The following is an 18,917-nucleotide window of genomic DNA, read 5'->3' as shown; positions in this document are numbered from 1 at the left end:
GCTGGAGGGTGCTGGAACTGATGCTGGCGCTGGCGCCGGTGCGGCAGTCTCAGGGCCGCGCCCACTGCGCCAGCATGTGCCGCGCCAGGGCCTCGACATCCAGCGGAGACCGGGGGTCCACCGCCAGCTCTCCCAGCATCACCATGGCCTCGGGGATCTGGTTGCGCTCGCGCAGCAGCACGGCCTTGTCCAGCAGCAGAAAGCCACGGGTCTCGGCATCTGGGTCGGCCTTCAGGCCGCTGTCCAGCAGGGCGAGACGTTTTGCGGGATCGTCCTCCAGATGGGCGACGGTCTTCCAGGCGGGAGCGAAGCCGGGCGTCTCGCGGGTCATGGCCAGCGCGGCCTGGCGCGCCTTGTCGCGGTCGGTTTCCCACTCCAGGGCAAGGTAGCGCAGATAGGTGCCTTGGGGGAGCTTGCCATCGCGCTCCATGCGCAGGCTGTGCACGGCCGTCTTGGCGGTGAAGAAGCCCCTGGGCGCCAGTGCATCGACGCGCCGGTAATGCCGATAGGCCGCATCGAAGTCCTTTTGCAGCAGGTAGGTGAATGCGGCGTCGTAGACGGGATAGGGCCAGCGGGGCGCCAGCTTCGAGGCGGTCTCGAAATGTGCCAGGGCGGCGCGGTGATCGCCGCTGTGCCCGGCAGCGCGGCCCAAGGCATGGGCATCGCGCGCGGCCTGGCTGACGGGTTTGGCGGAGGGCAGCTCCCAGCTGAAGCGGCCATCGGCCTTGTCCAGGTCGCTGCGCCTGAGCACGCGACCGGCGCTGTCCTTGAACACGATGTCGTCGGCCGCCAGGGCGGATGCGGGCGCCAGCAGCTGCAATGCCAGGGCCACAGCGGCCAGCAGGGGAAACGTCATGGTGTGTCTAGCCTTGTTCGGAAGCCCCGATATTAGGGCGCCGCCGCCGTATTGATGGCGGACACCGATGCAACGACAGAGGCAGCCGCAGCAGGCCGCTCCCTGGCCTGGCTGCGCTTGCGGGCCAGGTGATTCATTTGCCATTCCAGCGACTCGGTGTCGAAGTCGAAGGCGTCGAGCAAGGCAATGGCCTTTCTGGCCTCCCTGAAGTCGATGTCCGTGATGGGCGGGCTGTGCCTCAGCGACAGGTCGTGCTTGAGCAGCCACTCCTGCAGATCGGTCAGGGCGATGATGGAGACGCCCTGGTTGATGAGCTGTGACGCGCTGACCTGCGCGAGCATGGCCGGCGTCAGTTGCCTGGACGAGCGCAGGCCCAGCACCTGCTTGAGCTTGGCCACCAGCGGCGTGCGCAGCTCGAACTGGGGCAGGCCCTCGAAGTGGACCAGGGATTCGAGGTAGAGATCTGGCTCCGCGTGTATGGCGGCCAGGTCGTTGGGCAGATGCAGCAGCTCGCAGATGCGGTTGAGCGCCGTGCGTGCACGCTCGGTGCTGAGTTTCTCGGCCCTGCCCGCCTGCGCGAGCGTGCAGCCGGCGATGACGGACCGCAGCACCCTGGCCTTGGTGAGATTGGAAATCATGGACCCCCCCGATGAACACCCAGGGACCGGTGCGGATACGAATTCAGCCGCCCGGTCCCGACAACGGCTCCGCTGCGGCGCTGGACCGCTGTCGGAGCCTCGGCGGCCGGCAGGCGCAAACACATTGCGCCGCCGCCAAGGAACAGGAGGACGCCTGGCCCTGCGGAGTTCCAGGCAAATGCATGTGCTTGCGCCCACAGTCAAATGCGATGCGCTGAAGCGCAAATTCCATGCAAGCGGGGGCCTGCCGGCCCCCGTGGCGTGCCTTGCCGACTGCAAGGCCGGCCGGCGATGTTGCCGCAACTCAGCGGCGGCGCAGGCGCTTGATGCCTTCGACAGCTGCCAGCACGATGGCGCCGGCCACGATGCCGGCCACCGCGTTGAGCACATTGACGGCCAGCACGCGCCACAGGCCGCCCAGCGCGCCCTGGGCCACGGCCTCGCCCAGGCCCTCCACGGCGTGGTGCAGCGCAGGCACGCCGTGCACGAGGATGCCGCCACCCACCAGGAACATGGCGGCCGTGCCCGCAACGGACAGCCCCTTCATCAGCCAGGGCGCGGCGGCGACGATGCCCCGGCCCAGCGCGCGGGCAGCGGCGCTGGCACGCTGGCCCAGCCACAGTCCCAGGTCATCGAGCTTGACGATGCCGGCCACCAGGCCATAGACGCCCACGGTCATGATGAGGGCAATGCCCGCCAGCACGGCCACCTGCTGCCCGAACGGCGCCGAGGCCACGGTGCCCAGTGTGATGGCGATGATCTCGGCCGAGAGGATGAAGTCCGTGCGCACGGCGCCCTTGATCTTGTCCTTTTCCATGGCGACGAGGTCCACGCCCGCATCGGCATTGGCCTGGGTCAGGCGCTCGCGCTCCACGGCATCTTCCTCGGGCGAATGCAGGAATTTGTGGGCCAGCTTCTCGCAACCCTCAAAGCACAGAAAGGCACCGCCGACCATGAGCAGCGGCGTGACAGCCCAGGGAATGAAGGCGCTGATCAGCAGCGCCGCCGGCACCAGGATGGCCTTGTTGATCAGCGAGCCCTTGGCCACGGCCCAGACCACGGGAATCTCGCGCTCGGCCCGCACGCCCGTGACCTGCTGGGCGTTGAGCGCCAGGTCATCGCCCAGCACGCCCGCCGTCTTCTGCGCGGCCACCTTGGTCATGACGGACACATCGTCGGCCATGGCCACGCTCTTGCGTGCCGCGACCTTGGTCATGAGGGCCACGTCGTCCAGGATCGCTGCAATATCGTCCAGCAGCATCAGCAAACCAGCACCAGCCATCGCATTACTCCAGTGAATTGTTCGGGGAACTTCTTTTTGCCCGGGCGCCATCATGGGGCCTGGGCATGTCCTGCCCATGTAGGAGATGCCCGGCGGCCAGCCCGGTCACGGGGCCGACCGGCCGTCCGTCACTTGCTGGTCTTGAAGCCCTGCCCTGCCGCCCAGGCCGCCACGTCGTCGCGGCGGATGGCGGCGGCCATGAGCTGCGGGAAGGCGTCCGGCGTGCACGCGAACGAGGGCACGCCCAGCGCGGCCAGCTTGGCGGCCAGTTGCGCGTCGTAGGCAGGCGCGCCTTCGTCGCTGAGTGCCAGCAGGGTGATGAACTGCACGCCCGACTCCACCAGTTCGGAGGCGCGGCGCAGCAGGCCGCTTTCCACACCACCTTCATAGAGGTCGGAGATGAGCACGACGATGGCGTTGCGCGGCTCGCTGATCAGGCCCTGGCAGTAGCCTACGGCACGGTTGATGTCGGTGCCGCCACCCAGCTGCACGCCGAACAGCACGTCCACGGGGTCGGAGAGCTTGTCGGTCAGGTCCACCACCGCCGTGTCGAAGACCACCAGCTTGGTACTGACGGCCGGCAGGCTGGCCATGACGGCACCGAAGATGCTGGAGTAGACGACGGAGTTGGCCATGGAGCCGCTCTGGTCTATGCACAGGATGACTTCGCGCTGCGGGCGGCGCGCCTTGCGGCCGTAGCCGACCAGGGTCTCGGGCACGATGGTGCGGTAGTCGGGCTGCCAGTGGCGCAGGTTGGCGCGGATGGTGCGGTTCCAGTCGATCTCGGAGTGGCGCGGACGGCGGTTGCGCTGGCTGCGGTCCAGCGCGCCCGAGACGGCGCTGCGCATGGGCTCCTCCAGGCGGCGCATGAGGTCGTCCACCACCTTGCGCACGACGATGCGCGCGGTCTCCTTGGTGTTCTGCGGGATGACGGAGCCGAGGGAGATGAGGTCGGCCACCATGTGCACGTCGGGCTGCACATGCTCCAGCATTTCGGGCTGGAGCATGAGTTCGCGCAGGTTCAGGCGCTCCATGGCGTCGCGCTGCATGACCTGCACGACCTGGCTGGGAAAGTACTTGCGGATGTCGCCCAGCCAGCGCGCCACGCTGGGCGAGGAGTTGCCCCGCCCGCCGCGGCGCGAGAGGCCGCCGTCCTTGTTGTCCTCTTCGTAGAGCGCGGCCAGGGCCTTGTCCATCTCGTCGATGGAGCTGCCCTTGGGGCCCAGCCCGCCGCAGCTGGCCTCGGACGGCTGGCCCAGCACCAGGCGCCAGCGTTGCAGGCGGGTGGTGGGCTGGGGGGCGGTCTCCTGGGGGTCGGCGCCGGCAAGGGATGCATCGTTCACGGTGGCAGCGGTGTTCATGGCTGGGCCTCCTGCGGGCTGGACAGCAGTTGCGCGGGCAGGTTCAGGCCCAGCAGTTGATCGAGTACGGGAATGGCGAGCACGGCACGCGCCTCGTTCCAGGCGCCGTCGTCCCCATCGCCTGCCGCGCCTGCGGCACCCGTGGCACCCGTGGCACCTGCGGCACCTGCGGATGCTGCCGCCACGGCCGCACTGCCCTGCCCGCGCCGGGCCTTTTCGCCCAGGCTCTGGCGGTCGTGTTTGGAGAAGGCCGAGAAGCTGCGGCGCACCAGGGGCAGGATCTGGGTGAACTGGGTCTCGCCCAGCTGCGCCAGCCAGGCATCGACGGCTCCCCAGATGGCGTCGTCGTGCAGCAGCACCAGGGCCTGGCGGTTGAGAAAGCCGTCCAGCCAGGCGGCAGCGTCCAGCGGCGGCACGCCCAGCGAGAGATTGCGGCCCAGTTGCGTGGCCACGGCCTCGCTGTCCAGGCGGTGGGCATCGAGCAGCAGGCGGCAGGCCGCGCCGCGCAGCAAGGCGGCGCCCGCGTCGCCCATGGCAATGCTGCGCAGGGCGCCGAACCAGGCTTCGCGCGGCTCCTCGGCATCGCGCAGGCGCAGGGCCTCGTGGGCCTGCAGCACCCTGGCCTGCATGTGTCTTGCAGCGTCCTCGTCCAGCGCCATGCAGGCCAGGGGCAGGCCGATGGCGGCGCGCAGCGCCATGCTGTCGATCACCGTGGCCAGGGCCTGGGTGTCGGTCTGGCGCACGCTGCCGTAGCGCAGCACATTGGCCAGCGGCGGCAGCGCCTGCATGAGCTGGGAGACGTCGCCGGTGCTGGCCGAGCGGTCGGCCAGGTCCTGCATGAGGGCATCGACCAGGTGCGGCAGATCGGCCAGCAGGGCGTCGTCGATGGTCTGGGCCAGCTCGGGCAGCGGGGTCTCGGGCGTCAGCGCCTGGCGCACCTTGGCCGCGGCGGCCTGCACCAGGGTGCCGCCGTAGCGGCTGGCCTCGATGATGCGCACGGCCAGCTCGGGCTCCCACTGCAGCTGCCAGCTTTCGCGGAAGGTGCCACGGTTGCGCTGCTGGTCGGTGGTGACGCTGCCCCACTCTATGCCCAGCAGGCGCAGGCGGTGCAGGAAGTGGCTGCGTTCGCGGTCCGTGTCCTTGCGCAGGTCCAGGGCCAGGACCTTGGCGGCCGCCTCGGGCTTGAGGCGCAGGCTTTTTTGCTGCTGCTCGATGTCGCGCTGCAGCGGCACCTGGGGCACGTCGGCGGGCACGCCGCCGATGCGGTCGCCCACGCTGAGTTCGCGCTCGATCAGGCGCAGCGGCGTGCGCTCGCCCATGCTGATGACGGTGACGATGGCCTCGTCCAGCTCGGGCAGGCCGGGGCTGGCGTGGCCGCGCAGGGCCGCCAGGCTTTCGGCCAGGCGCGTGGCTTCGATGATGTGGGCGCTGGAGCAGTCCAGGTCCTTGGAGCGCAGCAGATGGGCCACGCGCGCCAGCCAGCCGACGGTGCGCTGGGTGCTGCCGCGTGCCGGGTCGGCAGCAGGTGCGGACTGGAGCAAGGACTCGGGCACAGGCTCGGAGCAGCGCCACAGATGTTCATACCAGCCCGGCGAATCCACGCCCGCGCCATAGCCGCTGGACGAGCACAGGTTGCGGTAGGTCCAGGGCGCCCAGGTGGCCTGGACCTTGGCCTTGGGCAGGCCCTTGAGCGTGGCGGCATCGGCCTTGGCGGTGACCTGGGCCTGCAGGGCGGGCACATGCCATGCGCCGCAGACCACGGCAATGCGCTGGTGGCCGGCCTTGACGGCCTCGCGCATGCACTGGCGCATCCAGGCTTCGCGCAGCGCCTCGCGCCGGGCATGGCGTGCGCCGCGCACTTCGTTGGGCAGCTCGGCGCGCACCACGGCCATGGCTTCGGCAATGCCCTCGAACAGGGTGGCGCCGTCGCCGCGCTCCTCGACCATGCGGTTCCACCAGCTTTCGCCGTCGGGGTAGCCTGCGGCCTCGGCCAGCAGGTCCAGCGGATCGTGCCAGTCCCGCGGGGATGGTGCCGAGGGATCGACGGCAAGGTCGGCAGCCGGCACGGACTGCGTGGTGTCGTCGCGGTCCAGGGCCTCGGCGGCATTGCTCTGGAGCTGGCTGCCGTCTGCCGCAGCGGCGACGGAGTCGGAGCCCGAGTCGGCATCTGCATCTGCATCCTGGCCTCCATCGGCCGCATCCGCGCCTGCATCAGCTGCATCTGCTGCCGCCGCCTCGGCCCGGCGCCGTTCCTGCTCGGCCATGTCCAGCGCCATGCGGTGGGTCTGGGGCAGGTCGATGAAACGCGTGGCCACGCCCTGGCGCGCCGCCCATTGCAGGGCCTGCCATTCGGGCGAGAACTCGGCATAGGGATAGAAGGCGGCATGGGCCGGGCTGTCCTGCACATAGACCAGCATGGCCACGGGCGGCTGCAGGTCGGCATGCTGCAGCATGGGCAGCAGGGACTCGCCCTCGGGCGGGCCCTCCACCAGCAGGCAGTCGGGCTGCAGCTGCTCCAGGGCCTGCAGCAGGCTGCGCGCGCAGCCCGGGCCATGGTGGCGGATGCCGAAGAAATGAAGCGGATTGGCAGAGGTGGCCATACGGGAAGTGCGCAGGAGATGCGCAGAAGATGCGGTCGGTCAGCGGTGCGGGAGTGCGGGCTTCAGAGCTGCTCGCGGCAGGCGCGGTACAGGTCCTTCCAGTCGCTGCGTTCCTTGACCACGGTCTCCAGGTATTCCTTCCAGACCACGCTGTCCTGCACCGGGTCCTTGATCACGGCGCCCAGCAGGCCCGAGGCCACATCGCCCGCGCGCAGCACGCCGTCGCCGAAATGCCCGGCCAGCGCCATGCCGCTGTTGATGACCGATATGGCCTCGGCCGTGGACAGCGTGCTGCTGGGCGACTTGACTCGCACGGTCTTGCCGTCTTCGGTCTGGCCGTTGCGCAGCTCGCGGAAGATCTGCACCACGCGGCGCACTTCCTGCAGGGCCGGCGGCTCGGCGGGGAGGGCCAGGGCGCGGCCCTGCTCGGCCACGCGCTTGGTGACGATCTGCACCTCTTCGTCCTGCGAGGCCGGCACGGGCAGGATGACGGTGTTGAAGCGGCGCTTGAGCGCACTGGACAACTCGTTCACGCCCTTGTCGCGGTTGTTGGCCGTGGCGATGACCGAGAAGCCCTGCACGGCCTGCACTTCGCTGCCCAGCTCGGGCACGGGCAGGGTCTTTTCGGACAGCACGGTAATCAGCGTGTCCTGCACGTCGGCGGGGATGCGGGTCAGCTCTTCGATGCGGGCGATCTTGCCCAGCTTCATGGCGTTGACCAGGGGGCTGGGGATCAGCGCCTTCTCGGACGGGCCGTGGGCCAGCAGCTGGGCGTAGTTCCAGCCGTAGCGCAGCTGCTCCTCGCTGGTGCCGGCCGTGCCCTGCACCAGCATGGTGGAGTCGCCGCTGACGGCGGCCGACAGGTGCTCGGACACCCAGGACTTGGCCGTGCCGGGCACGCCGTACAGCAGCAGGGCGCGGTCGGTGGCCAGGGTGGAGACGGCGATTTCCATCAGGCGCGGATTGCCGATGTACTTGGCGCTGACCTCGAAGCCGTTGCCGAGCTTGCCGCCCATCAGGTACTGGAGCACGGCCCAGGGCGAGAGTTTCCAGTTGGGCGGACGCGGACGGTCGTCCACCTTGCGCAGGGCTTCGAGTTCTTCGGCGAATTGCTGTTCGGCATGCTGGCGCAGGACTTGGCTCATGGTGTGCTTCCGGGAAGGGATAAGGGTTGGATTCGGTTCGGTTCGGGGTATGCGGCAGGACGGGCGCGCCTCAGGCCTGGCCGCGCAGCGCAACAAAGGCCTGGTGCAGGCCCAGGCGCAGATCGACGATGCGCTCCAGATGGCCGCGCATGCGCTCTTCATCCCAGGGCCGCACGCGGCTGCGTTCGAGGCGCGCCTGCTGCTGGGGCGTGAGGGGAATGCTTGCCGGGGCGGCAACTGCAGCGGCGGTGGCGGTGACTGCTGCTGCCGCTGCTGCGGATGCCGATGCCCCTGCGGCATCTGCCGCAGGGTCGGGTTGCGGCTCGGGCTCAGGCTCGGGTTGCGCATCCAGCACCGAGGGCTTGCGCCACAGGTCGGCAAAGCGCTCCAGCGCGGTCACGTCCAGCATGCGTGCACAGGACAGCAGGGCCTGGTCGGCGCGGTAGCTGTGCCAGTTGCCCGTGATCTGCTTGCCGCCCACGGCCACGTGCAGTGCCTCGGTCAGCCGCGCCGACAGCGCGGGCGAGAGCAGTTCGGCACCGCCCAGCGACTGGGACATGCCCTCGATGGCGTCGATGAGCTTGTGCCTGTCGCGCTCGAACTGGGCAATCCAGCGGGACTCGCGTTCCTCGCGGGACAGCCGGGCCATGAGGGCGGGCAGGAGCGCGTCGTGGCGCATGTCGCGGCCCATGGTCTGGGCGGCATCGATCCATTCCACGTCCAGCTGGTATTGCAGGGCCCGCACCCAGCCCTGGCGCAGCGAGGATTTCCAGTCGCTGCGCCGGCTCCACTCCATCACTTCCAGAGGCGTCAGGCCCAGGGCGCGGGTCCAGAAGGACACGGGCGTGAGCTGCACCATCTGCTCCAGCAGCCAGGCCTTCTTGCCGCCACGGTGGTAGGCGTCGGGCTTGAGCGTAATGCCGTCGCGCTCCCATTCCTTGGAGCCTTCTTCGGGAGGCTCCACGATCCACTGGCCCTTGTCGTCCTGCTGCAGCATGGACTGCATCCAGCCCATGACGCGCTGGCTGTGCGCGCTGTCCGGCAGGCACGAGAGCATTTGCGCGGCGTTCTCGCGGATCTCCTTGCTGCGGTCGGACAGCAGTTTTTCGAGCAGCGGCTCATCGTCCATGCCCAGCCCCACGGCCAGGGCCTGGACCAGGGGCAGGCGCTCCTTGGCGCCCAGCTCCTTCAGGCTGCCTTCCAGCCGCGTGCGGGCCTTGGCGGCATCGGTTGCACGCTCGCTGCGCAGCAGGGCCACGCGCTGCTCCACCGAGCCTTCCTGCCAGACCAGCTCGGGGTCGGCGGTTTCCTCCACGCCGCTGGCATAGCCCCATTGCGGGTTGAGCGTGCCCAGCCAGCGCCCGCGCTCGCCCAGCACGGGGGCCAGCCACTGGCGCAGCTCCACGGACTGGCGGCCCTGCTCCAGCGCAGGCACCAGCAGATCGTGGGGCAGGCGCTGGCCGGCCTGGTCCAGGGTGCGCAGCATGGAGGCCTGCAGCTCGAACGGGCCGTCCTTGAGCACGTCGCCCATCAGGGTGTGCAGGCGCGCATCGGCAGGCGCGGTGCGCGACTCCGCAGGCGCTGCGGCGGGCACGGCCAGCGGTGCCGTCAGGCGCACCTGCGCGCCAGGCTGCCAGCCTGCCCGCTCGAACACGGCCGCCACGGCGCTGGCGCGCAGCAGTTGCTGGGCGGGCGAGTCACCGGGCAGGTCGGCGCGGGGCTGCAGCGCCGCCTGCACGGCCTGCTGCGACCCGGTTGCGGACGGGTCCACGCCCGAAGCCAGCGCAGGCGGCACGGCCAGCCGGTCCGAGCCGACCATGGCCGATTGCTGCAGCGCAGCCCAAAGTTGTGCGTTGCTCATACCGGATCACCCTGGTTCTGCCAGATACATTGCTGGGCGCCGTCGCCCTCGCGGGCCTGCCAGGCGCTCAGCAGCCGCCAGCGGCCCACGGCCGGGCCGGGTTCCCATTCGCCAAACAGCTGCATGGGCGCACCGCCGCTGAGCGCCAGCAGGTGCCAGGCCTGGGCATCGTCAATCGCCACGGGGACGGGCTGCACTGGCGCCGCCTTGCCAAGGGCGACCGGCGATGCATCCAGTGCTTCGGGCCAGGCCGCGAACCACTGGCCCTGGGCAGGCACCAGCCGCAGCCGGTCCTGGCACAGCGGCTGCGTGGCCTGCAGCGGGTTGGCGGCAATGCGCTGGCCCAGCAGTTGCAGGACGTCGCCCACGGCCGATGTGGCCAGCGGGCTGGCGCCATCGGCAGGCAGCGCAGGCCCGTTGCCATTGGCCGCAATGGCGCGCAGCGGCGCGTGGCCTGGATAGAAATTCAGCGCGCAGCCGTAGCGATGGCCAGGCACCCAGGCCGATTCAAAGCCGCGCCCGCCCTGCGCATAGTCCAGCACCAGGGCCATGCGCCCCGTGCGCTGGCCCTGCAGCCAGACGCGCCGCTCCATGAGCCGGCCTTCGCGCTCGATCATGCGCAGGCCGGCCACCAGCCATTCGTCCTCGACCGACTGGCCCCTGGCCTGCACCTCAGCCTTGTCCATGGGCCAGCCCAGCGCGGCCATCACGTCGGCCTTGACCTCGGGGCTGAGCGATTCGCGTCGGCGCACGGCGTCGATGATCAACTGCCAGTGGCCCAGCTGCACCAGCATGTCGCGCGGCCAGTCGCGGTGGCTGTCCACCAGATCCCGGCAATCCTTGATGCGCGCCGCCATGCCCGTGGCCTGCGCATCGACCATGCGCGCGGCCATGTTGTTCCAGCGCTGGCGCATCTGCGCGTCGCCGGCCTGGTTGGCCAGGCCCGCACGCACCATGTCCTGCATCCACAGCGACAGTTCCTGCAGGCCCGCCTCCACCTTGTCCCAGCGCTTGCCTTCGCGCCTGGCCTGTTGCCTGGCCGCGACTTCGGGGTCGGGCGGCGGCTCGGCCGCTGCGGCGGCAGCCTTGGCCTCTTTCTTCTCGGCCTTTTCCTGGCGGCTGTCCAGCCAGGTCTGCACCCAGGCGGGCGGATCGCCGCCTTCGGGGACTTGCCCGCCGGCACGCATCAGCATCAGCGCCAGCCCGTGCTTGCAGGGGAATTTGCGGCTGGGGCAAGAGCATTTGAAGGAAGGCCCCGACAGGTCCACCTGGGTCTGGTAGGGCTTGCTGCCGCTGCCCTGGCATTCACCCCATACCGCCACATCGTTGGCGCCCATGGCGGGCCATTTGGCGGGCGATTGCAGGCCCTTGGCGGCCTTGCTGGATGAGGCGTCCGGCGACAGCGCCAGAACTTCGCTCTCTGTTCCTAATACACGCGACACCGAAGCTCCCTCTCCAAGTGTTTGTCATCGCCGGGCGCATTGAATGAAACGGCACTGCCCGGCAAACACGAAAGCCTATCAGCAATAGTTATCGGCAACTTGAAACAAATCACAACAACACCAAGCCTCTCTCCCAGGAACGGGGAAGCCCATGGCGCACAGCAAGCGCGCTATATCGGCGCGTGCATTGATGGCACCAGGCCATGCCAGCCTTCAAGCATTGCGAAAGACGCAGGAAACACGCATTCACCATTTCCCGCGATGCACACCACCCATTCATTGAAAGCGAGCACTCATTCCGCACTGAAAGCGGTTTCATTCCATTGCACTACCAACCATTGCAATCCGCTTGCCATGGCGATAGCGCGACGGCGTGTTCAACCCGGAGCCAGGCAAGGCCTGACCAGACCCTGGCCGAGGGATGGACTCTCGGAAAACCGGGTGTGCCAGGTGAATTTACTGTATATTCATACAGTCATGGAGCTGCAACGCAAACTTTTCATCCTCGCCGACGCCGCCAAGTACGACGCCAGTTGCGCCTCCAGCGGCTCGCAGGGGCGCGACTCGCTGGACGGCAAGGGCATGGGCTCGGTCACCGGCATGGGCATCTGCCACAGCTATGCGCCCGACGGGCGCTGCATCTCGCTGCTCAAGATCCTGCTGACCAATGTCTGCATCTTCGACTGCCGCTACTGCATCAACCGCAAGAGCTCCAACGTGCAGCGCGCCCGCTTCACGGTGGCCGAGGTGGTGCAGCTGACGCTGGACTTCTACCGGCGCAACTGCATCGAGGGGCTGTTCCTGTCCAGCGGCATCATCCGTTCCAGCGACTACACCATGGAGCAACTGGTGGAGGTGGCGCGCCGGCTGCGCGAGGAGCATGACTTTCGCGGCTACATCCATCTGAAGACCATCCCGGATGCCGCCCCCGAATTGCTGGCCCGGGCAGGCCGCCATGCCGACCGCCTGAGCATCAATGTGGAGTTGCCCACGGCCAGCGGCCTGGCGCAGTTCGCGCCTGAAAAGGATGGACAGCGCATACGCCAGGCCATGCAGGGCGTGGACCGGCAGGTGCAGGCCTGGCGCGCGGCCACGCGCGAGCAGCGCCAGGCGCAGTCCCTGCCCGGCGCGCCTGCGCAGCGCGCCGCCGTGCCGCGCTTCGCGCCGGGCGGGCAGAGCACGCAGATGATCGTGGGCGCCGACCGCGCAACCGATGCCGACATCCTCGAATCCAGCCACACGCTGTATGCGGGCTACGGCCTGCGCCGCGTGTACTACTCGGCCTTCAGCCCCATTCCCGATGCCTCGCGCGATCTGCCGCCGCAGGCGCCGCCCCTCATGCGCGAGCACCGGCTCTACCAGGCCGACTGGCTGATGCGCTTTTACGGCTACGGGGCGGGCGAGATCGCGGCGGCCAGCCGCCACGGCATGCTGGACCTGGAGATCGACCCCAAGCTGGCCTGGGCACTGGCCAACCGACAGCAGTTCCCCGTGGACCTCAACCGTGCGCCGCGCAGCCTGCTGCTGCGCGTGCCGGGCCTGGGCACGCAGACGGTGGACCGCCTGCTGGCGGCGCGCCGCGTGCGCAGGCTGCGGCTGGAGGATCTGCTGCGGCTGCGCGCGCCCGTGCAAAAGGCCCTGCCCTTCGTGCTGATCGACGGCCACCGGCCCCTGCTGGGCGAGACCGACTCGGCCGCGCTGCGCACCCGGCTGATCGCGCAGTCGCAGGCCAGCCTGTTCTAGAACCTGGAGCACGCCATGCAAGCACAGGCTCTCACCATCGAACTCGACAGCCCCGACGACTGGCCCGGCTTTCGCGCAGCCTGCAGGGCGCTGCTGGCCCATGGCGCCGACCCCGCTGTGGTGCGCTGGCGGTGGCCCGACACGCGGGGGGCGCAGCAACTCGGCGCGGGCGTGGACCTGTTTTCCAGCACGCCGCAGCAGGCCATGCCCGCCTCGGCACTGGCCGGGCTGGCCGGCCCCGGCGAGGCCGGGCTGTCCCTGTCCGAAACCCAGATGTCCGCGCTGCGCCATGCCTGCCTGCACCGCGCGGCGGGCCGCTTCGAGCTATGCCACCGTTGGCTGGCGCGCATGCAGGCCCGGCCCGAACTGCGGCTGGATGCGCTGGATGCGGACTGGCGCGCCATCGAGGCCCTGGCCCGCCCCGTCTCGCGCGAGATCCACAAGATGCACGCCTTTGTGCGCTTTCGGACGACGCAGCGGCAGAACCAGCCCGAGCTGCACATTGCCTGGTTCGAGCCCGAGCACCACATCGTGCGCGCGGCGGCGCCCTTCTTCTGCAAGCGCTTTGCCAACATGCACTGGGCCATCCTCACGCCGCAATGCAGCGCGCACTGGGACGGCCATGCGCTGCGCCTGGCGCCCGGCGCGCGCCGCAGCGATGCCCCGCCAGCCGACGCGGGCGAGGCCCTGTGGCTGACCTACTACGCCAGCACCTTCAATCCGGCGCGCCTGAAGGAGCAGGCCATGCTGCGCGAGATGCCGCGCCGCTACTGGCACAACCTGCCCGAGACGGTGCTGATCTCCACCCTGGTCCAGCAGGCCCGCGCGCGCACAGGACAGATGCTGGAGCAGTAAGGGCAGGCGCCAAAAAACAAAGGCCCCGAAGGGCCTTTGTCTGCTTTGCAGCGTCGCTCAGTGCATCAACCCAGCCACTTGCGGGCGTTGCGCCACACACGCATCCAGGGGCTGAATTCCGACTTGTCGCCGTTGGTCCAGCTCATCTGCACGTTGCGGAACACGCGCTCGGGGTGGGGCATCATGGCCGTGAAGCGGCCATCGGCCGTGGTCACTGCCGTCAGGCCGCCGGCCGATCCGTTGGGGTTGAACGGGTACTGCTCGGTGGCCTTGCCGTGGTTGTCCACATAGCGCATGGAGGCGATGGCCTGGTCCGCATTGCCGCGGAAGCGGAAGTTGGCAAAGCCTTCGCCGTGGGCCACGGCGATGGGCAGGCGGCTGCCGGCCATGCCCTGCAGGAACAGGCTGGGGGACTCCAGCACTTCCACCATGGACAGGCGCGCCTCGAAGCGGTTGCTCTGGTTCTGCGTGAAGCGCGGCCAGTCCTGGGCACCGGGAATGATGTCGGCCAGCTCGGCAAACATCTGGCAGCCGTTGCACACGCCCAGGCCGAAGGTGTCGCTGCGGCCGAAGAACTGCTGGAACTGCGCGGACAGGCTGTCGTTGAAGGTGATGGAGCGCGCCCAGCCGATGCCGGCGCCCAGCGTATCGCCGTAGCTGAAGCCGCCGCAGGCCACCACGCCGGCGAAGTCCTGCAGTTGCGCGCGGCCGCTTTGCAGGTCGGTCATGTGCACGTCCACCGCGTCGAAGCCGGCCTCGGTGAAGGCGTAGGCCATTTCCACATGGGAGTTCACGCCCTGCTCGCGCAGCACGGCCACGCGGGGGCGCGCGCCCAGGTTCAGGAAGGGTGCGGCGGGGTTCTCGGCCGGGTCGAACGTCAGATGCAGGTGCATGCCGGGGTCGGCAGGCTCGCCGGCTGCGGCGTGCTCGCTGTCGGCGCAGGCCGGGTTGTCGCGCTGCTGGGCAATCTTCCAGCTGACGGCATCCCAGACCTGGTGCAGGTCGCTGAGCGAGGCGCCGAAGACGGACTTGGCATCGCGCCAGACCTGCAGCTCGCCCTTGCCCGCATCGACCTTGGACGAGACGGGGCGCGTCTTGCCGATGATGTGGCTGCAGGTGGACAGGCCATGCTCGCGCAGGGTCTGCAGCACGGCGGCGCGGTCGGCCGTGCGGATCTGCAGCACGGCGCCCAGCTCTTCGTTGAACAGTGCGCGCAGCGTCATGTCGTCGCGGCGGCCGCTGATCTGGGAGGCCCAGTTCTTGCCTTCGCCCGAGTCCATGCGGCTGTCGCTGATGCCGTCGCCTTCGGTGACCAGCATGTCCACGTTGATGGCCACGCCCACATGGCCGGCGAAGGCCATCTCGGCCACGGTGGCCAGCAGGCCGCCGTCGCCCTTGTCGTGGTAGGCCAGGATCTGGCCCTTGGCGCGCAGGTCGTTGACGGCATCGACCAGGGCGATCAGGTCCTTGGCGTCATCGAGGTCGGGCGTTTCATTGCCGGACTGGCCCAGCACCTGGCCCAGGATGGAGCCGCCCATGCGCATCTTGCCGCGGCCCAGGTCCACCAGGACCAGGGTGCTGTCGTCTTCCGAGGCGTCCAGCTGGGGCGTGAGCGTGCCGCGCACATCGTCGATGGAGGCGAAGCCCGTGATGATCAGGCTGACGGGCGAGGTCACCTTCTTGACCTGGCCGCCCTCGTTCCACTGGGTGCGCATGGACAGGCTGTCCTTGCCCACGGGGATCGAGATGTCCAGCTGCGGGCACAGCTCCATGCCCACGGCCTTGACGGTGGCGTAGAGCGCCGCGTCTTCGCCGGGCTCGCCGCAGGCCGCCATCCAGTTGGCCGACATCTTGACCTTGGACAGCTCGATGGGCGCGGCCAGCATGTTGGTGATGGCCTCGGCCACGGCCATGCGTCCCGACGCCGGGGCGTTGATGGAGGCCAGCGGCGTGCGCTCGCCCATGGCCATGGCCTCGCCCTTGAAGCCACGGTAGTCGGCCAGGGTCACGGCCACGTCGGCCACGGGCACCTGCCAGGGGCCGACCATCTGGTCGCGGTGCGTGAGACCGCCCACGGCGCGGTCGCCAATGGTGATCAGGAAGCGCTTGGAGGCCACGGTGGGGTGGGCCAGCACGTCGATCACGGCGTTTTCCAGCGGCACGCCGGTCAGGTCCATGGGCGGCAGCTCGCGCTGCACGGTGGCCACGTCGCGGTGCATCTTGGGCGGCTTGCCCAGCAGCACGTTCATGGGCATGTCCACGGGGAACTTCTGGTCGCCCGAGGCCACCGCCGTGTCCTCCAGCACCAGCTGGCGTTCTTCCGTGGCCGTGCCGATCACGGCAAACGGGCAGCGCTCGCGCTCGCAGAAGGCCGTGAACTCGGCCAGCGATTCGGGAGCGATGGCCATCACATAGCGTTCCTGGCTTTCGTTGGACCAGATTTCCTTGGGCGCCAGGCCGGATTCCTCCAGGTTGACGGCGCGCAGGTCAAAGCGCGCGCCACGGCCCGCATCGTTGGTCAGCTCGGGGAAGGCATTGGACAGGCCGCCGGCACCCACGTCGTGGATGGCCAGGATGGGGTTCTTGTCGTCCTGGGCCCAGCAGTGGTTGATGACTTCCTGGGCGCGGCGCTCGATCTCGGGATTGCCGCGCTGCACGGAGTCGAAGTCCAGTTCGGCCGCGTTCGTGCCGCTGGCCATGGAGCTGGCAGCGCCGCCGCCCATGCCGATGCGCATGCCGGGGCCGCCCAGCTGGATCAGCAGGGTGCCGGCGGGGAACTCGATCTTCTGAGTCAGCTCGGAGTCGATCACGCCCAGGCCGCCCGCGATCATGATGGGCTTGTGGTAGCCGCGCATCACGGCATCGGCACCCACGCCGACCTGCTGCTCGTACTCGCGGAAATAACCGGTCAGGTTGGGACGGCCGAATTCGTTGTTGAAGGCCGCGCCACCGAGCGGGCCCTCGATCATGATCTGCAGCGGGCTGGCGATGTGCTCGGGCTTGCCCACTTCGCTGCCCCACAGCTTGGAGACCGTGAAGCCCGACAGGCCGGCCTTGGGCTTGGAGCCGCGGCCCGTGGCACCCTCGTCGCGGATCTCGCCGCCCGCGCCGGTCGATGCGCCGGGGAAGGGGGAGATGGCCGTGGGGTGGTTGTGCGTCTCCACCTTCATCAGCACGTGGTTGACGGCCTGCTTCTTCTGGTAGCTGGGCGCCTTGATCTTGTCCAGGGCCGCCTCGAAGGTGGCGACGAAGCGCTCGACCTCATGGCCTTCCATGATGGAGGCGTTGTCCGAGTAGGCCACCACCGTGTGCTGGGGCGAGACCTGGTGCGTGTTGCGGATCATGCCGAACAGGCTCTTGTCCTGGGCCACGCCGTCGATGGTGAACTGGGCGTTGAAGATCTTGTGGCGGCAGTGCTCGCTGTTGGCCTGCGCGAACATCATCAGCTCCACGTCCGTGGGATTGCGCTTGAGGCCCTTGAAGGCATCGACCAGGTAGTCGATCTCGTCGTCGGCCAGGGCCAGGCCCCATTGGCGGTTGGCGGTCTCCAGCGCGGCGCGGCCGCCACCCAGCACATCGACGAACTCCATGGGAGCGGCGTCCAGGGCGGAGAACAGTTGCTCGGCCTCGGCGCGCGTGGCGAAGACCGATTCGGTCATGCGGTCGTGCAGCAAGGCGGCGATCCGTGCAGTCTGCTCGGCCGAAAGTTCAGGCGCGCTGCCCAGCACATTGCTCAGCAGGCCGGTCTTGAAGGCGATGCGGTATTCGGTGATGCGCTCCACGCGGAACACGCCCAGGCCGCAGTTGCGGGCAATGTCCGTGGCCTTGGAGGCCCAGGGCGAGATCGTTCCCAGGCGCGGCGTGACCACCAGGGCGGCACCGTCGGCCGGGCCTTCGTAGGGGTCTCCATAGGTCAAGAGCGCCTGGAGGCGCTCTTGCAATGCGGGCGTGGGTGCGGCGTCCGTGGCCACCAGGTGCACGAAGCGCGCGGCAATGCCGGTGATTTTGGGATGGATGGAGACCAGTTCGGTCAGGAGCTGCTGGGCGCGGAACGAGCTGAGAGCGTTTCCACCCTCCAACTGTGTCAGATGCAAGGTCACGTGGCGGCCTGTTGGGTGAGGAGGCTTGTGAAAAGCGCCCTGCGGCCCCGCCCTCCGGGGGCTGGCCGCAAGGCGCTGAATCGGTGAGGCCGCTATTTTACCGGGCTGCGCCGTCCCGATGGCGACAGCCGCCCCTTACCCCTGCACGCCCGAAGGCGCAATGGGATAATTGCGGGCATGAGCATCACCATCAAGAGCGCTGAAGACATCGCAGCCATGCGCGTGGCCTGCCGCCTGGCTTCGGAAGTGCTGGACTACATCACCCCCCACATCAAGCCCGGCATCACCACGGCCGAGATCGACCGCCTGGGCGCCGAATGCATGGCGCAGCAGGGCACGGTCTCCGCCACCATCGGCTACCAGCCGCCCGGCTACCCTCCCTACCCCGGACACCTGTGCACCTCGGTCAACCATGTGGTCTGCCACGGCATTCCCAATGACAAGCCGCTCAAGAAGGGCGACATCGTCAATGTGGACGTCACGGTCATCACCAAGGACGGCTGGTACGGCGACAACAGCCGCATGTTCATGATCGGAGAGTGCTCCATCGCGGCCAAGCGCCTGTCGGCACTGACCTTCGACGCCATGTGGCTGGGCATCCAGCAGGTCAGGCCCGGCGCCACGCTGGGCGACATCGGCAACGCCATCCAGACCTTTGCCGAAGGCCACGGCCTGTCGGTGGTGCGCGAGTTCTGCGGCCACGGCATCGGCCAGAAGTTCCACGAAGAGCCCCAGATCCTGCACTACGGCCGCCCCGGAACGGGCACCGTGCTGGAGGAAGGCATGGTCTTCACCGTCGAGCCCATGCTCAACCTGGGCAAGCGCGAGATCAAGGAACTGGGCAAGGACGGCTGGACCATCGTGACCAAGGACCACAGCCTCTCGGCCCAGTGGGAACACACCCTGGTGGTGACCCGGACCGGCTACGAAGTCATGACCCTGTCGGCCGGCTCGCCCGCGCTGCCCCCCTTCGTTACCACCACGAGCTGCTGAGGCTCGGCATGTTTCTTGCGTGATGCGCAGGCAAAATGGCA

General features: G+C 68.9%; 12 protein-coding genes. 3 read left to right on the top strand and 9 right to left on the bottom strand.

Features of this window, described 5'->3' with window-relative positions; genetic code table 11:
* Positions 1–49 precede the first annotated feature (49 nt).
* From ACFPFG_RS28530 to ACFPFG_RS28495, 8 genes are all read right to left on the bottom strand, one after another.
* On the bottom strand, positions 50–856 hold the full coding sequence (locus ACFPFG_RS28530) for a tetratricopeptide repeat protein (protein ID WP_183021707.1): 807 nt from the start codon (positions 854–856) through the stop codon (positions 50–52).
* A 32-nt stretch (positions 857–888) separates the two neighbouring features.
* The gene (locus tag ACFPFG_RS28525) at positions 889–1,494 is read right to left on the bottom strand and encodes a hypothetical protein (protein ID WP_183021708.1); all 606 of its coding nucleotides are present in this window, start codon (positions 1,492–1,494) and stop codon (positions 889–891) included.
* 304 nt (positions 1,495–1,798) lie between these two features.
* Positions 1,799–2,776, bottom strand: coding sequence for a DUF808 domain-containing protein (locus ACFPFG_RS28520; RefSeq protein WP_012206642.1), 978 nt, complete (start codon positions 2,774–2,776; stop codon positions 1,799–1,801).
* A 128-nt stretch (positions 2,777–2,904) separates the two neighbouring features.
* Entirely contained in the window at positions 2,905–4,137 is a 1,233-nt protein-coding gene (locus ACFPFG_RS28515; RefSeq protein WP_183021710.1) for a VWA domain-containing protein, read from the bottom strand.
* The gene (locus ACFPFG_RS28510) at positions 4,134–6,737 is read right to left on the bottom strand and encodes a DUF5682 family protein (protein WP_380109287.1); all 2,604 of its coding nucleotides are present in this window, start codon (positions 6,735–6,737) and stop codon (positions 4,134–4,136) included. The genes ACFPFG_RS28515 and ACFPFG_RS28510 overlap by 4 nt, the downstream gene beginning before the upstream one ends.
* A gap of 62 nt (positions 6,738–6,799) precedes the next feature.
* Positions 6,800–7,882: an AAA family ATPase gene (locus ACFPFG_RS28505; protein ID WP_183021712.1), complete on the bottom strand. Its 1,083-nt coding sequence runs from the start codon at positions 7,880–7,882 to the stop codon at positions 6,800–6,802.
* A gap of 70 nt (positions 7,883–7,952) precedes the next feature.
* A complete protein-coding gene (locus ACFPFG_RS28500; RefSeq protein ID WP_380109285.1) occupies positions 7,953–9,743 on the bottom strand; it encodes a DUF5691 domain-containing protein in 1,791 nt (596 codons plus the stop codon).
* Positions 9,740–11,185 carry an SWIM zinc finger family protein gene (locus tag ACFPFG_RS28495; protein WP_380109283.1) on the bottom strand — a complete coding sequence of 482 codons (1,446 nt, stop codon included), beginning with the start codon at positions 11,183–11,185 and terminating at the stop codon, positions 9,740–9,742. Before ACFPFG_RS28495 ends, ACFPFG_RS28500 begins: the two co-directional genes overlap by 4 nt.
* A gap of 477 nt (positions 11,186–11,662) precedes the next feature.
* Here ACFPFG_RS28495 and ACFPFG_RS28490 point away from each other — a divergent pair, with 477 nt between their 5' ends.
* The gene (locus ACFPFG_RS28490) at positions 11,663–12,928 is read left to right on the top strand and encodes a putative DNA modification/repair radical SAM protein (RefSeq protein WP_380109281.1); all 1,266 of its coding nucleotides are present in this window, start codon (positions 11,663–11,665) and stop codon (positions 12,926–12,928) included.
* 15 nt (positions 12,929–12,943) lie between these two features.
* The gene (locus tag ACFPFG_RS28485; RefSeq protein ID WP_380109279.1) at positions 12,944–13,783 is read left to right on the top strand and encodes a TIGR03915 family putative DNA repair protein; all 840 of its coding nucleotides are present in this window, start codon (positions 12,944–12,946) and stop codon (positions 13,781–13,783) included.
* A gap of 65 nt (positions 13,784–13,848) precedes the next feature.
* Here ACFPFG_RS28485 and purL read toward each other — a convergent pair whose 3' ends face one another.
* Positions 13,849–17,883 carry a phosphoribosylformylglycinamidine synthase gene (gene purL / locus ACFPFG_RS28480; protein ID WP_380109277.1) on the bottom strand — a complete coding sequence of 1,345 codons (4,035 nt, stop codon included), beginning with the start codon at positions 17,881–17,883 and terminating at the stop codon, positions 13,849–13,851.
* A 177-nt stretch (positions 17,884–18,060) separates the two neighbouring features.
* On the opposite strand from purL, the gene map reads away from it, so the two are divergent.
* Positions 18,061–18,876, top strand: a complete 816-nt coding sequence (gene map, locus ACFPFG_RS28475; protein WP_012206651.1) for a type I methionyl aminopeptidase — start codon at positions 18,061–18,063, stop codon at positions 18,874–18,876.
* Positions 18,877–18,917 lie beyond the last annotated feature (41 nt).

Origin of the sequence: Delftia deserti (genome assembly GCF_042653485.1) — a bacterium.
Lineage (GTDB): Bacteria > Pseudomonadota > Gammaproteobacteria > Burkholderiales > Burkholderiaceae_C > Comamonas > Comamonas acidovorans.
This window is presented reverse-complemented; position numbering and strand designations above follow the sequence as displayed.